This is a genomic window from Ideonella sp. (assembly GCF_036277275.1).
In the GTDB taxonomy this organism is placed as follows: domain Bacteria; phylum Pseudomonadota; class Gammaproteobacteria; order Burkholderiales; family Burkholderiaceae_C; genus Ideonella.
This window is the reverse complement of record NZ_DASUNH010000007.1, coordinates 30,762-45,262: the sequence shown is the minus strand read 5'-3', so window position 1 is coordinate 45,262 and position 14,501 is coordinate 30,762. Positions and strand designations below refer to the sequence as shown.

General features: G+C 69.1%; 11 protein-coding genes. 5 read left to right on the top strand and 6 right to left on the bottom strand.

Annotated features, from left to right (window positions below; translation table 11 throughout):
- Positions 1-37: 37 nt before the first annotated feature.
- Positions 38-925: an archaetidylserine decarboxylase gene (gene asd, locus VFY73_RS01665; protein WP_329716168.1), complete on the top strand. Its 888-nt coding sequence runs from the start codon at positions 38-40 to the stop codon at positions 923-925.
- A 12-nt stretch (positions 926-937) separates the two neighbouring features.
- Here the strand turns inward: asd and hemP are convergent, their stop codons facing one another.
- The 6 genes from hemP to VFY73_RS01635 form a co-directional block, all read right to left on the bottom strand.
- Complete coding sequence (gene hemP / locus VFY73_RS01660; protein ID WP_329716167.1) at positions 938-1,216, bottom strand: hemin uptake protein HemP; 279 nt, start codon at positions 1,214-1,216, stop codon at positions 938-940.
- An 89-nt stretch (positions 1,217-1,305) separates the two neighbouring features.
- On the bottom strand, positions 1,306-1,650 hold the full coding sequence (locus VFY73_RS01655) for a hypothetical protein (RefSeq protein WP_329716166.1): 345 nt from the start codon (positions 1,648-1,650) through the stop codon (positions 1,306-1,308).
- Between the two features lie 66 nt (positions 1,651-1,716).
- Positions 1,717-3,216 (bottom strand): CHAD domain-containing protein, encoded by a 1,500-nt coding sequence (locus VFY73_RS01650; protein ID WP_329716165.1) that lies wholly within the window; start codon positions 3,214-3,216, stop codon positions 1,717-1,719.
- A gap of 112 nt (positions 3,217-3,328) precedes the next feature.
- Complete coding sequence (locus VFY73_RS01645) at positions 3,329-5,533, bottom strand: PhoX family phosphatase (RefSeq protein WP_329716164.1); 2,205 nt, start codon at positions 5,531-5,533, stop codon at positions 3,329-3,331.
- 89 nt (positions 5,534-5,622) lie between these two features.
- Positions 5,623-6,606, bottom strand: coding sequence for a hypothetical protein (locus VFY73_RS01640; protein WP_329716163.1), 984 nt, complete (start codon positions 6,604-6,606; stop codon positions 5,623-5,625).
- A 17-nt stretch (positions 6,607-6,623) separates the two neighbouring features.
- Positions 6,624-8,903, bottom strand: a complete 2,280-nt coding sequence (locus VFY73_RS01635; protein WP_329716162.1) for a hypothetical protein — start codon at positions 8,901-8,903, stop codon at positions 6,624-6,626.
- 176 nt (positions 8,904-9,079) lie between these two features.
- Between VFY73_RS01635 and VFY73_RS01630 the strand changes: the two genes are divergently transcribed.
- The 4 genes from VFY73_RS01630 to VFY73_RS01615 all read left to right on the top strand — a co-directional run bounded on the left by VFY73_RS01630 (position 9,080) and on the right by VFY73_RS01615 (position 14,495).
- Positions 9,080-9,868, top strand: coding sequence for a helix-turn-helix transcriptional regulator (locus tag VFY73_RS01630; RefSeq protein ID WP_329716161.1), 789 nt, complete (start codon positions 9,080-9,082; stop codon positions 9,866-9,868).
- Between the two features lie 172 nt (positions 9,869-10,040).
- The gene (locus VFY73_RS01625; RefSeq protein WP_329716160.1) at positions 10,041-11,489 is read left to right on the top strand and encodes a hypothetical protein; all 1,449 of its coding nucleotides are present in this window, start codon (positions 10,041-10,043) and stop codon (positions 11,487-11,489) included.
- A gap of 109 nt (positions 11,490-11,598) precedes the next feature.
- The gene (glf, locus tag VFY73_RS01620) at positions 11,599-12,759 is read left to right on the top strand and encodes a UDP-galactopyranose mutase (RefSeq protein WP_329716159.1); all 1,161 of its coding nucleotides are present in this window, start codon (positions 11,599-11,601) and stop codon (positions 12,757-12,759) included.
- A 59-nt stretch (positions 12,760-12,818) separates the two neighbouring features.
- Positions 12,819-14,495 carry a ShlB/FhaC/HecB family hemolysin secretion/activation protein gene (locus VFY73_RS01615; protein ID WP_329716158.1) on the top strand — a complete coding sequence of 559 codons (1,677 nt, stop codon included), beginning with the start codon at positions 12,819-12,821 and terminating at the stop codon, positions 14,493-14,495.
- Positions 14,496-14,501: the final 6 nt, after the last annotated feature.

Below are 14,501 nucleotides of genomic sequence, written 5' to 3'. Positions count from 1 at the left end.
CGATGTGCCGATCTGACCGCTTTCCATTGACACCACGATGAAACTCCTCACCCTGCAACGCCTGGTCCAGCACGAGGACTTGAACTTCCTGCTCACCAACCGCGTGCCGCGCATCGCGCTGACACGTTTCATGGGCTGGTTCAGCCAGATCCGCAGCCCGTTGTTGTGCCGCCTGTCGATCGCCGTCTGGCGTCTGTTCACCGACCTGGACTTGAGCGAAGCGAAGCAGCAACGCTTCACCAGCCTGCACGACTGCTTCACCCGCGAGCTGAAGGACGGGGCGCGCCCGATCGATGCCGACCCGGCGGTGCTGGCCAGCCCGTGCGATGCGATCGTCGGTGCGTGCGGGCCGGTGGCCGGCACGACGGTGTTCCAGGCCAAGGGCTTTCCGTACCAGCTGCGCGAGCTGTTCGGCCCGAGCCAGGACACTTCGCCGTTTCACGACGGTCAGTACGTGACCTTGCGGCTGACCTCGGCGATGTACCACCGCTTCCACGCGCCGGCCGATGCCGAGGTGCAGCACGTGACCTACCTGACGGGTGACACCTGGAACGTCAACCCGATCGCGCTGCAGCGTGTCGAACGGCTGTTCTGTCGCAACGAGCGCGCGGTCTTGCGCATGACCTTGGCCGAAGGGGGCCACCCGTTGGCACTGGTGCCGGTGGCGGCGATCCTGGTGGCCAGCCTCAGGCTGCACTTCGTCAACCTGCTGCTGCACCTGCGCTACCGTGGGCCGAACGAGATCAGCTGCCGCGCGGCTTGCCGCAAGGGCGACGAGCTGGGTTGGTTCCAGCACGGCTCGACCATCATCGTCTTCGCACCGCCGGGCTTCACGCTGGCCGATGGCGTGGCACCGGGCACGCGTATCCGAATGGGCCAGGCGTTGATGCGGCTGCCGGCCGGGCCCGCGGCGGACCCGGCGTGACGTGACGCAGGTCTACTTGGTCAGGATCAGCTTGCCGGTGGTCGTTCGACGCAGCCTGTAGACCTGGTCGCCGTGGGTGATCTGCGCTTCGTCGGCGCCGGCCAGCAACTCTTCGCTGCGCCACGTGGGCATCGGCCCCCCGGATTCAGCGACGCGGCTCGGTGGGCCGAAGTCGACATCGGGTGCGCGCTCGATGTCGACTTGCGCCGCGGGCGCGTCGGCCAGCGGTGTCGACAGCGAGAGGGATGAGGATGGGGAAAGGCTGGCCGAGGCCAGCGGCTTGCTTTGCATCGAATTCTCCTGGTGGCAAAAGACCCAGCGGGAAGGAACTCGGCGGTCGTCGTCACAGGTGGTGTGACGCAGTGTGACGGCCCGCCGATTCAAGCGGCAAGCGGTCTTTCCGGACGCTCGGGCCTGGCCGGGGTGTGCGAATCGGTGGGGGCGGCGTACTCGAAGTGCGCCGCTGCCGTGTACTGCAGCGAGGCCGCAACCGCCAGCGGTTCGACCCATTGCGGGTCGTCCGCATGGCCGCACGGATCATCGCCGGTGAGGTCGGTGTCGGCCGTGGTGGCGTCATGGCCCGCACTGGCGGGTGCCAGCGAAGGTGAAGCGTCCGGTTGCAGCACCGTGTCATGGCCGGCGTGCGCGCCATGCCCGCTTGCTGCAGCCCAGCTCCATTGGAGCGGCAGCAGAAGCAGCATGCAGACGAGCACGAAGTGGCGCATGGGCACAGTGTATCGGTGGGCACCTGCAGGTGCGCGCAGTCGCAGCGGCCTTGCGCGCAGGATCGGTCAGTCGGCCCGCCGCTTCTTGCCGCGTTGGCGCCAGAACGGCGGTGCATCGGCCACCTGGCGCAGTGCCTGGGCGCACTGGCGTGCCGACTCCGCCTGTTGCCCGAGCAGCCAGCCGACCGCGAACCACGCGCGTGGTTCTTCCGCCGTCACCCGCCGGTAAGCGGCCTCGGCCACGGCTTCGTCGTTGTGCTGACCCAGCGCGTCCTGTGCCGGCCGCAGCGCGCGCAGGTACTTGTCGACATCGGGGCGTCGGTACAACGGTGCAGCGAACTCGGCCAGGTAACGCAGTCGTTTCAGCCGCTTGCGCACGCGGTGTTGCTCGGCCACCGGCAGCGCTTCGAAGCGCTTCGCGGCCTTCGTCAACTGGCCGTGCAGATGCTGCAGGCGCTTGGCGATCAGCGCGTGCGGCGCGCCGGTGTCATCGGGCTGGTGCAGTGCATCGTGGGTGTAGGCGAGCAGGCCGATCAGCGCGCGTTGGAACGCGGCGTCTTGCACGGTGGCTGCCGGCAGCGCGGGCGCGTCGGCCGCAGCGGGCCACTGCGGCCAGGGCGCCCCGGCGGCTTGCAGACGTGCAGTGATGTGGCCGCCCACCACCTGATCGTCGCGTGCGGCGCCGAGCGCGGCGAAGGCCGTGTCCACGGCTTGTGCGTCGGCGGCCGGCCATTCCATCGGCGCCAGCTCCGTCAGCTCGCGCCAGGCGGTTCGCAGGCGCCGCAGGCCAACGCGTAGCTGGTGCACATGCTCCGGCGTCGGGCAGCCGGCAGCCACCTCGCTGGCATTGGGCAGCACCTGGGCCAGGCAGCCGTTGACGATCTGCGCCAGCGTGTGGGCTGCACCGGTCTTGCGGTCGATCGTGGGAGTGCCGGCCTTTACCGGCTCGGCGAACGCCAGCCCGCGGGCGAGCAACTGGCCGCGCTGCGCCTTCGACACGCTGTCCAGCCACAAGCCGTGGCGTTCGCTCCAGGCCTGCGCCAACTCGAACAGCGCGGCGGGAGGGCCCGACTTCAACTCGAACTCCAGCTCGCACAGCGGGTGCTTGGCGTTGCCGGCGATGATGCAGCCTTCATCCAATGCCAGCTCGATGCGGGCCCCGCTGCGCGACAGCACGCGGTGGGTGCGCCAGACGTCGGTCGCATAGACCTGCTGCAGTTCGGCCTCGGGGTGCTCTTGCAGCAGGCGCAGCAGGGCCTGGCCGATGGCGCTGTCGTGGTGGCGTTGCACGTCCAGGCTCGGGCCACCGCGGCCGACGGCGCCCAACGCCACGTCGTGTTCTTCGCGCTGCGCCAGGTGGCCGGTGCTGCCCTTGAGCGTCTGCATCCAGGCGCGGCCTTCCTGGCGCAAGCGCAACGCCAGGCTGTGCGCGGCCAGCAGGCCGTCGGCGGTGTCGTGGTAGCGCGCTTGCAGGTGCAGCCGTTGCGTCTTGCCGGCACTCAAGGCGCGCCGCACCGCGGCGAGCGATGTACGCGGCACCTGGAACTTCAACTCCAATTCGGACATGGCATCAGCGTAGCACCTGCCGTGCCAGCGCCGAGAGCCGCACAAAGGCCGAACGCCCACCGGCGTGCTCACCGGTGGGTGCCGTGCGGGGCCGCATGGCCCCGCGCCGGGTTCACGAACCGATCTTGCCGCCGTCGTCCTTGGTGATCACGATGGTGGCCGAGCGTGGCCGGGCCATCGCGCCGCCGGCGCCGTAGCCGGCGTTGCCCGGCCAGTGGCTGACGTACTTGTTCGGATCGGCCACGTCAGCCGCCAGGATGGTTTCGCCCGGGTGCTGGATGTTGACGAACAAGGCCTTGCCGTCGGGCGTTTCGCAGCAGCCGGTGAGCTCGCAGTCCTTGGCGCCGACCAGGAAGCGCTTGAGCTGCGTCGGCTTCGGGGCCTTGCCGACCGGCGTGGTGACCTCGAGGGTCGAGCCGTCGGCCTTGGTGTAGCTCAGCGTGCGGGCCGAGCCGTCGCCGACTTCGCCCGGCAGCGCGGCCAGCATCATGCAGTTGCTGGCATCGGTGTAGGCGCCGTCGTCGGTCTGGATCCAGCAGATGCCGGTGGCGGCGCTGAACCACAGCCCGTCGGGGCTCGAGAAATCCTGGTCGCCGGTCAGCGACGACAGGTTCACCTTGTTCGGGTCTGCGTCGGCCTGGGCGCCGAACAGGTAGACGTCCCATTTGAACGATGTCGCGTGGGCCTTGTGGCCATGCTCGCGCACCCGCAGGATGTGGCCGTTGACGTTGCCGGGCGAGCCCAGCGGGCCGCCGTTGTACGAGTCGCCGTACGAGCGCGGGTTGGCCGCGTCCACCTGGGACTGCGAGCTGCTGGTCACGTCGACCTTGCGGTTGCTGTTGTTGGTCAGCGTGAAGTAGATCTCGCCGGTGCCCGGGTGGGTGGCGCACCACTCGGGGCGGTCCATCTTCGTCGCACCCACCGCGTCAGCGGCCAGCCGTGCATTGACCAGCACGTCGGCCTGGTCGGCGAACGGGTACGCTGCGTAGCCGGCGATCAGCGGATGGCCGATCGACAGCTCGACCCACTCGCCCGTGCCGTCGGCGTTGAACCTGGCCACGTACAGGCGGCCCTCGTCGAGGTACTTGGCACCGACGTTCAGGCGGTCGTTGCGCTCGGCGTCGCCGGCGGCCCAGTTGGCGGCCGAGACCCACTTGTAGATGTACTCGTTGCGCGAGTCGTCGCCCATGTACACGGCCAGCGGCAGGCCGGGCACCAGGTGCGAGAACGCGCCGCTTTCGTGGGCGAAGCGGCCCAGGCCGGTGCGCTTGCGCGGCGCGCTGGTCGGGTTGTACGGGTCGATCTCGACCATGTAGCCGAACGTGTTCAGCTCGTTGCGGTAGTCGTCGCTGCCGTCGGTGCTGGTGCCCGTCTTGCTGATGTCGAAGCGGCGGAACTTGTCGTCGCTGCCGCTGGTTTCCCAGCCATGGCGGCTCGCCGAGCCGGCGGTCTTGCCGTAGCGGATCAACGAGGTCACGCTCTTGTCGCCACGTGCCGTGTCGTCGGTCGCCGAGCGGGTGAAGTAGCCCGACCAGTTCTCCTCGCCGGTCAGCAGCGTGCCCCAGGGCGTGCGCGAGGTGCCGCAGTTGTTGATCGTGCCGCGGCAGCCGATGCCGTCGGGGCTGTACTGCGTCTTCATCAGCGCGCTGCCGCGTGCCGGGCCGGTGATGAAGGCGGCCGTCATCGGCGTGATTCGGCGGTTGTAGGGCGACAGCTTCACATACTCGAACTCGCCGTCGCGAGGACGGTGGATCTCGACCACCGAGACGCCGTGGACGGCAATCTCTTTGTCCGACTCGGCGGCCGGACGCGGGCGCGGCGTGCTGCCGTTGACATGCAGGAAGTTGTCGGTCGTGGCTTCGTGGTTGGTCGCCAGCAAGGCGCGGCGGCTGTTCAACGGGTCGCGGCGCAGGCGATCGTCGGACAGCCCGAAGTAGTCCATGCCGTCGTGGTGATCGCCCGAGCGGTGCCCATGCTGGTTGTCAGTACCGTCGTTGCGGTAGGGCGGCACCTGCGGCGACAGCGGGTCACCCAGGGCGATGAGCACGCGGGCGGTGTAGCCCGGCGGCACGGTCACCAGGTCCGCCACGCTCTTGGCGACCGGCGTGAACTTGAGCTTGTCGATGCCGCCGATCACGCCGGTCTGGCGCGCGGCGTGCGCCACGGCCGGCAGGCCGGCGACGGTGCTCGCCGCGGCACCCAGGCCACCGAGCACGATGCTGCGGCGCGACAGGCGCGTGGACAGCACCTCTTGGAAATGCGGATTGGGGCTGTCGTTGTGGCCGACGTCATCGCCCTCGTCGAATGGCTGGCTCATGGCTCGCTCCTGTTGGACTGCTGAAACAGCGCGCGATGTTCGTGGGCCGCCGTGACGGCACGATGACGCGGCGATGACAACTCGCCCCGCTACGGCTGCGGCGCGGCCTGCGGCGCCTCGCGCTGTGCGGGCCGGGCCAGCGTCAGCCCCGCCATCAGTTGCAGCAGGTAGGCGACGTCGAGGTCTTCCACCGCAGGCGCGGGTTCGTTCGCCGGCAGGTCTGCGCTGAAGTGCACGCCGAAGTCGGCCGCCAGGCGCTGATTGCTGGTCTCGAACTCGGCAAGCAGGCGGCGTCGTTCGTCGCTGCCCAACAGGTGGCGCAACGGGGGTGGCCCGACCTGCGCCATCACACGTGCAGCCTGCAGCAACGGTGCCAGGTCGTAGCCAATGCGCTGCCGATTCAGCCGGTTCAGCAACAGCGCCAGCCGCATGTCCGGCGACGGGTTGGCGCGCCGATCCGGCAGCCCGAGTGCCGGCAGTTTCAGTGCGTGCTCGAACGCCGCCATCAGGCCCGGCCCGCGCGCGCCGGGACCATCGAAGTCCAGCGCCTGCACGTGTGCGCCGAGTGCTGCCCAGCGCGACAACAGCGCGTGGTAGTCCAGCCTGTCGCGGGTGCTGCGGCCGCGCGCAAAGGTGAGGATGGGGCGCGACTCGCGGCGCGCGCCCTCGCGCACGAACTGATTGAACAACGATTCGACGAACAGGTCCTGGCGCCGCAGCAGGCAGACGACTTCGAGCTCGAAGCGATCGGTCAGTGGCGCGAAGAACGCGGGGATCCGCTCGTCGGGTTCCGACAGGCCTTCTTCGCTGATCAGCAGCGTGTGCGCACCGCTGGCGTCGAACTCGCTCAACAGCGCGTCGCGCTCACGTGCCTGCAAGACGGCATCGCCCGAGGCGGCAGCCTGATAGACCGAGCAGTGCTTGGGCAGCTCGGGCCACGGCGGGCGACGCGTGTCGGGATAGAGCAGGCCGTGCGCGAGCAGGGTGTCGCGTGCGCCGTCCAGCGCACCTTGCAACGCGCTGGTGCCGGTCTTGTGGGTGCCGATGTGCAGGACGAGGCGAGGGCGAAGCATGCGAAATGGAGGCGAGGTCACAATCGGTAGCGCCGACCCTCGGTACGGCCGAACCGCGCGTAGTGCAACGCGGCATCGATGCCCGTGCGTGCCACGTCGGCGTTCAGTGCCAGGTACTGTGCAGGGTCGAAGTCAGGGGGCAGTGTCGGCGCTGACGGCGGGATCTGGCGCTGGCGCGTTGGCGTCGTCCACAAGGCCCGCCACCAGCCCGACCAGCGACGCCGCCACGCCGCGCGGCGAGACGTGGACGCTCGCTCAGCGCGAACTGCTGTCGGCAACGCTGCCTCGGCCTGTCGCAGCTGGCTCAGTTGCGACAGCTCGCGCTCCAGCCGTTGCCTCAGTTCACGGATGGGGACGGCAGGTGGCAGTGTCGCGGTCGGGCGAAGCGGCGTCTCGACGGCAGCGGGTACGTCGCGCCATGTGAACGAGCTGCGGCAGAACTCGCGGGTGGCTGTTGCATGCCGCGCCGCCACCTCGGCCCAGAACGCCGGCTGGCCCGACGCGGCCAGACGCGCGTGCCAATGGGCCTTCAAGTCGCTGAATTCGGCCGTCAGGCGTTGCAGGCTCGCGAGGTAGCGCTGCATCAGTGCCAGTCGCTCGAGCGGGTCGCAGGGCGCCAGCTCCCGGTAGGTGCCGGCGCCATGGTTGACCAGCACCACCGCGCGGTGGCGTTCGGTGCCCGATTGGTAGCCGGGGTAGAGGAACGGGCGGATCAGCAAGCCGTGGGCCGCGGCCTCGCGCTCCAGCCGTTGCCGGTCGCCTTCCGGCAAGGCGGCCATCGGCGTTGCGGCGCACGCAGGCAGCGCGGCGAGGTAGTGGGCCTCGAAGCCGGGCGTCAGCAGCGGGCCATCGACATCGAGCAGCGCATCGATCACACGCAGGTAGAGCGCCACGCCCTCCAGGTCGCCGATCGAGCTGTGCTCGGCCAGTCGCTGCTCGAACCATTGCGACAGCGTGGCGGCGTCGCTTTCGGAATGCGTCAGGTTGATCAGCACCGCGTGCAGGATCGCCATGTACTCCTGGCCATAGGAGTGGCCGGGCTCGTGCCACGCGGCGAGGTTGGGGTTGGTGATCACCTCGACGCCGGCAGCCTGCGCGCGCAGCGAGTATTCGATGTCGTCGCCGCGCAGGAAGAAGGCTGCCGGCAAGCCGACGCGGCGCAGTGCGGCCGTCGGCAGGCCGAAGAAGATGAAGGTCGCGTACTCGCAGTGGTTCAGCGGGCCGAAGGCGTCGAGGTGTTCGAAGCCGTCCAACGACAACCCATGCTTGAGCAGGTGCGGCGACAGGTTGCGCCGGCGACCGAACTCGCCATGTTGATGGAAGTTCAGCCGGCCCCAGAAGCCGCCGTCTTCCCACACCTGGGCCGGCCGGCTCTTCATGAGGATCGGCAGGCTGGTGATGTGCTGGCGCGTGCGCAGCGAGCAACCCAGCAGGTAGCGCGCCATCGACTCCATCGAAAGCACACCGTCGTCGTCGAGGATCAGCACTTCGTCCGGCGCGCTTTCGGGATGGCTGTCGCAGGCGGCCAGGAAGTGGTGGATCAGGTGGCTGGCGTTGCCGCCGCCGCCGAGGTTCGGCCCGCGGATCACGCGCAGGTTCAGCTCGTGATCCGCGGCGTCCTGCCACAGGGTCTCGACACCGACACTCGCGTCCAGCACCCAGAAGTCCATGCGCGCCAGCGCGGCGCTGAGGAAGGCGTCGCCGGCGGCCGCGTCGGCCAGCCGTGTCAACTGATGGCGCAGATCCAGCGTGCGACCGAAGGTGCGCATCAGCACCGCGAGCCGGGTCGATGCATTCGGTCGGGTCCGGGTGCACCACGCAGCTTCATGCAGCCGCGCGCCGTCGATCGCATCGACATGCCAAAAAAGGCGGCTGTTCTCAGGCAATGCGTCGATCGCGCCGATGGGCAGCACCAGCCGGCCACGTTGGGCCGATTCGAGCCGGGTTTCTCGCAACACCTGGGCCGGCTTGCCGAGTGAGGCGCACATCAGCCGCACCCGCAGGCTGCCCTGCGCGTCGATCACCAGCGCCAGCTCGCGCACCGAGCTCAGGCGGGCCCAGGGCTCGACATAGAGGCTGTTGCGCAGCGTGCCGCTGCCCAGCCAGTCGTCGGCGCGCAGGTCGATCGGCCCATGCGGGTTCTGCCAGGCCACGCCGTCGCTGGCCGCCAGGTACAGCGACGGTGCGCCGAGCATCGAGCGGTCGAGCGCCTGCAGGCGGTACAGATCGGCCCCGGCGTGGCGATGCCAGGCGAAGGGCCAGGCGCAGGCAGCGGTCGAAGGGGAAGGCGAGGGCACGCGATACGGTGCGCCGGCCGCAAGACGGCAGCGCGCAACAACAGAGTGAGAGTCGGCCGCGATGTTGGCCGCGATCGATGACGGTTTCGCGTCAGGCCAGTACCGAAAAACCACGAGCGTTGCCATCGCACTGTCATGCAGGGCTCCTACGCTGCCGCGTCCTTGGGGCCCACCACATGCTGTCCACCTTGTCCATCACGCCGGATGTCGGCGACGCGTTCCTGCGCGCCGCGGAGGCGGCGCATCAGGTCGGCTCGCCGCAGCAGCTCTTTGTCTGGCTCCGGTTGCACTTCTATCGTTTCCTGCCGCACGACCTGGCCCTGTTGCGGGTGGACATGGGTCGACAGGGCGGTTGGCAAACCCATGTGCTGAACTGCGTGCCGCTGCCGAAAGCGCTGGAGGCCGAGCTGTCCGATTCGACCAGCCGTTTGTGGGCCGCGCTGACCGAGGTGTGGTCGAGCGCTGGTGAACACGCCGTGTGCGTCAGTCTGCGCGAGCCGCCATTGGCGGCGCTGGCGCCAGCGCTGCAATTGAGCGAGAGCGGCTTCGACCATGCGCTGGTCCATGCACTGCGCGGACTGGGTGGCCACGGCGAAGAGGTACTGGTCGCCTTCTTGCGCCAGGGCGCGGACGACTTGCCGGCCGAGAGTGCGCGCTGCGCGCTCGATCTGTGGATGCCGTACCTGCGTTTCGTGATGTCGCGCGTGTATGGCGTCAGCCCCGGTGCGGCGGACGGACGGCCCCGTGGCCGTGGCGACGGGCACGGGGCCAAGCCACTCACCGACCGCGAGCTGCAGGTGCTGGCGGCCGTGCGCGAGGCCAAGGCCAACGCACAGATCGCCGTGATGCTGGGCATCAGCCCGCTGACAGTGAAGAACCACCTGCGCAGCATCCAGAAAAAGCTGGGCGCACGCAACCGCGCCCATGCGGTGGCCGAGGCGATGTCGCGTCGGCTGATCAATTGAGCCGACGCTTGGTCGATGGCAGCACAGATGACAGTTGTGCTGGCCCCGATGGGCCGTTGGCACGGTGCCTCGGTGGCGCCGCACCCACACGGCTGTCACCACCCATCGCGATAGTGCCGGCTGTTCGCCCCACGTGGCGCAACGGCCCGACAAACCCTTCCCTGGAGTCAACATGAAAGTTCGCCTGATTGCCCTGGCCGCGCTGGCCGCCGCTGGTAGCGCCCAAGCGCTCACCCCCGCTCAGATCAACGCCGCCCGCACCGCCGGCACGCTGAAGGAGGTCGACATCGCCGGCGCCTCGGCCCAGCGCCTGTTCATCGGTGCCTGGTTCCAAGAGCAGTGCACGGCGTCGAGCTTCGACGTGTTCTTCAACGGCACCGGCCCGGCCCCGTCGGGCAGCAGCTACCGCGCCTACTCGTGCAACCTGAAGAAGAAGGTCGGCAACTGGGCCGCCGGCACCCCGGTGCTGCTGGTCAAGCGTGATGCGGGCGGCTCGGTCCAAGGCGTGAACCCGATCGCCACCGGCACCGCGCAGGACATGATGGTCGTCGACGGCAGCTGCACCGCCACCGGCAACCCCTCGCCCGCCACCGACATCCTGCTGCCCAGCTTCGCTTGCAACAACGTCTCCTCGCGCGTCGCTGACGCTGGCGTCTCCGACGTCGAGCCGGCGCTGTTCCAGAAGCCGGTCAACCTGCTGGCCCCGGCGGTCGCGGTCGACACCAAGAACCTCGACTCGAAGGCCTTCAACCAGACCATCATGGGCGTCGCGGTCAACAAGAAGCTGTACCGCGCGCTGCAGCAGGCACAAGGCTTTGCACAGGATGACGCGCCGGGCAACATGCCCACGCTGTCGCGCAGCTTCGTCTCGGCCGCCCTGTCGGGCCAGCTGACGGGCAGCACCGCCAACAAGCGCGGCTGGAACCTGGTCATTCCCGACAGCGTCGACGCTGGCGTGCTGAGCAAGCAGGTCAACGTCTGCCGCCGTGTCATTGGTTCGGGCACCCAGGCCAGCTTCAACGTCGAGTTCCTGAACGCCGGTTGCGGCGCGGGCACGGCTGTCTACACCCCGGTCGGCCAGACCGTCGGCGCGAAGAACTCGACCGTGCTGGCCTCGCCGGCGCTGGCCGAGAACGGCACGCTGGCCTGGAACCTGGGCTCGGGCTCGGGCAACGTCGAAACCTGCCTCGGCACCACCGTCGAAGGCCTGGGCGGCACCGCGTACGCGATCGGCATGCTCAGCCGCGAGAACACCCCGCTGCCGACCGGCCTGGGTATCGACAAGGGCTACCGCTTCGTCCGCCTCGACGGCCAATCGCCGGTGCGCGACAACGCCAAGTCGGGTGACTACAACTTCGTCTACAACGCGACGATGCAGTGGAACAAGGTCCTGCTGACCGATGCCGACAAGAAGTCGTTCCTGATCAATCTGCGCGCCAACGGCGGCAAGGCCAGCGCGCTGAACATCGCCGACGTCGACACCCAGCAAGGCGTGCTCGCCGCCCCGTCCACCTACCCGGGTGCCTATGAAGACCTGACCGACCCGGTCGTGCTGAAGTTCGCCTCGCGCATGGACCGCAACGTCGCGGCCAGCTGCTCGCCGATGCGCATGGTGAAGTAACTCTCAACCTCGTCGTTGGGACGGATCGGCGCGTGCCGGTCCAACAGAACGAGGGCGGGCACTGGAGAAACGGTGCCCGCCCTCACCGCATCCGTCGTCCAAGGTTCCCATGAGTCCCTGCACCCTGATCGTCGGCGCCGGTTTGTATGGCGCCGCCTGCGCGCGCGAGTTGCACGACGCCGGCCACCGCGTCCATGTGATCGAGCAGCGCCCTCAGCCGGGCGGCAACTGCGCCACGCGCTACGTGGCCGAGGCCGATTGCCACGAGCACCTGCATGGCGCGCACATCTTCCACACCGACAGCGACCGCATCTGGACCTGGGTCAACCGCTTCGCGCGCTTCAATGGCTATGTCAACCGCGTGAAGGTGCGGCATGGCGACGCGCTCTACAGCTTCCCGATCAACCTGTTCACGCTCTACCAGGTGTTCGGCGCGAAAACGCCCGACGAGGCGCGCGCCGCGCTGGCGCGTGAACGCCAGCCGATCGCCGAGCCGGCCAACCTCGAAGAGCATTGCCTGGCGACCGTCGGGCCGACGCTGTACCGGTTGTTCATCGAAGGCTACACCCGCAAGCAATGGGGGCGCCACCCCAGCGAGCTGCCGGCCGAGATCATCAAGCGCATCCCGGTGCGGCTGGACTTCAACGACAACTACTTCAACGACCGCTGGCAGGGTATTCCGATCGGCGGTTATGCGGCGATGTTCGACCGCCTGCTGGCGGGCATCCGGGTCGACTTCGGCGTCGACTTCCTGCGTGACCGAGACCACTGGCTCGCACGCTACGACCGCGTCATCTACACCGGCCCGATCGATGCTTTCTTCGACCACGTCCACGGGCGGCTGGAGTACCGCTCGCTACGCTTCGAGCGCGAGCTGCTGCCGATCGCCGATTTCCAGGGCAACGCGGTCGTCAACTACACCGATGCCGCCGTGCCCTATACGCGCATCGTCGAACACCGTCATTTCGACCTGCCGAGCCCGGCCCGCAACGAGCGAGCCAGCCACACGTTGATCACACGCGAGTACCCCGCCGCCGGCGGCGCCGGTGCCGAGCCGTACTACCCGGTTGCGACGGCGGCCAACCAGGCGCGGTTCGAACGCTACCGCGCACTGGCCGACGAGCTGGCGCCGCAGGTTCATTTCGGTGGCCGCCTGGCCGAGTACCGCTACTACGACATGCACCAGGTGATCGGCGCCGCGCTGGCCCATGTGCAGCGCCGTCTGCATGGCGGCTGTCATCGAATTGACGCATTGACCCCGTCGGCATGAGCCGATCGGGTCATGCGCGCGGGCGGGCTGCGTCACCCCGCCTGACGAACATCACGGCCGTGAACCGAGCAGTTGTCGTCCCCCTGTTGCTGGCCTGGAGCCTCGTGCTGTTGACCGCCGTCGCACCATGTGCCGCCCAATCCGCTGCGTCGTCCGAGCCGGGCGTTGCGGCGACGGCATCGTCGGCGCCGGGCCAGGCCTTCGATCTGCTCGAGCTGCAGGTCGAGGGCAACACCGTGCTGCCGGTCGAAGCGATCGAGGTCGCCTTGGAGCCGCACCTGGGCCCGGGCCAAGGCATGGCGGGCGTCGAGGCGGCGCGTGCGGCGCTGGAGGCCGTCTACCAGAAGGCGGGCTACCTGACCGTGCTGGTCGATGTGCCGGAGCAGCGGGTCGATGGTGGTGTCGTGCGGCTGGCTGTGCTCGAGGGCCGGATCGGCGGGCTGTACGTGCTCGGCTCGCGCTTCCACGACCAGGGCTACATCCGCACCAAGGTGCCGGCGCTGGCTGTCGGCGCGGTGCCCGATTTCAACCGCGTGCAGGCGCAGCTGGGCGAGGTCAACCGCAGCGAAGACCGGCGCGTCCAGCCGGTGCTCAAGCCCGGCCGCCTGCCCGGTACGGTCGACGTCGAACTGCAGGTCGAGGACAAGCTGCCGTTGGGCGGCTCGCTCGAATTCCATAACCAGCATGCCTTCGGCACCGAGCCGTGGCGCCTGATGGGCACGCTGCGCTACGACAACCTGTTCCAGCTCGACCACTCGCTGGCGCTGACCTTCATCACCGCGCCGGTGCGGCCTTCGCAATCGCGCGTGCTGGTGGCGAACTACACGATCGCCGATACCGACAGCGAATCGCTCGGCGACAGCTGGAACCTGTCGCTGACGCTGTCGGACAGTGACGTCGAGACGCTCGGCGGCACGCAGGTGCTGGGCCGCGGCACGACGCTGGGCCTGCGGCGCGCGCGTGCCTTTGGCCGGCGCGGCGGCGACCGCACGGCGGTGCTGACCTGGGGCGCCGACCTGAAGCTGCTGCGCGAGCGCACGGTGTTCGGCAGCGACGCGATCTCGACCCCTTTGCGCTACCTGCCGTTCCAACTGGCCTACAGCGACCAGGCGACCGACGGCGACCTGCGGTGGCAGTGGAACGCGGGCGTCACCGCGGCGATGCGCGAGCTGCTTCAGCGCGACGTCGACTGCCCGCTGGCCAGCGGCGGCAGCGGGCCGCAGGACCAGTTCGCCTGCAAGCGCAAGGGCGGCGACGGCAGCTTCTTCGTCGGCAAGTTCGACCTGCGCGTTCAGCAACCGGTGGGCAGCGGCAGCGTGATGGGCCGCTTCGGCGCCCAGGCCGCCTCCGGCCCGCTGGTCAGTGCCGAGCAGTACGCCGTCGGCGGCGCCGAGACGGTGCGTGGCTACTTCGAGAGCGAGGCCACCGGCGACCACGGCTGGCTCGCTTCGCTCGAATGGCGCGTGGCCAACCTCGCTTCGTCCAGCCTGCCGGACCTGCGCGAGCTGATGCCGCTGGTCTTCCTCGACGCGGCGCGGGTCTTCACGGTCGATGCCGCCGCCGGCCAGCCGCCGGTGCAGACGCTGGCGGGCGCCGGGCTCGGCCTGCGTGTGAACGGTGGCGGGCCCCGCGGTGCCATCGAAGGTGGCCTGGACATCGGCTGGCCTTTGCGCGCCAGCACCAACAGCGCGCTCGGTGACCTGCATGTTCATGCGCGGGTCGCCGCGCGCTTCTAGACATAT

Coding starts and splice junctions, on each gene's coding strand:
- asd (WP_329716168.1), top strand. CDS start 38: ATGAAACTCCTCACCCTGCAACGCCTGGTCCAGCACGAGGACTTGAAC.
- hemP (WP_329716167.1), bottom strand. CDS start 1,216: ATGCAAAGCAAGCCGCTGGCCTCGGCCAGCCTTTCCCCATCCTCATCC.
- VFY73_RS01655 (WP_329716166.1), bottom strand. CDS start 1,650: ATGCGCCACTTCGTGCTCGTCTGCATGCTGCTTCTGCTGCCGCTCCAA.
- VFY73_RS01650 (WP_329716165.1), bottom strand. CDS start 3,216: ATGTCCGAATTGGAGTTGAAGTTCCAGGTGCCGCGTACATCGCTCGCC.
- VFY73_RS01645 (WP_329716164.1), bottom strand. CDS start 5,533: ATGAGCCAGCCATTCGACGAGGGCGATGACGTCGGCCACAACGACAGC.
- VFY73_RS01640 (WP_329716163.1), bottom strand. CDS start 6,606: ATGCTTCGCCCTCGCCTCGTCCTGCACATCGGCACCCACAAGACCGGC.
- VFY73_RS01630 (WP_329716161.1), top strand. CDS start 9,080: ATGCTGTCCACCTTGTCCATCACGCCGGATGTCGGCGACGCGTTCCTG.
- VFY73_RS01625 (WP_329716160.1), top strand. CDS start 10,041: ATGAAAGTTCGCCTGATTGCCCTGGCCGCGCTGGCCGCCGCTGGTAGC.
- glf (WP_329716159.1), top strand. CDS start 11,599: ATGAGTCCCTGCACCCTGATCGTCGGCGCCGGTTTGTATGGCGCCGCC.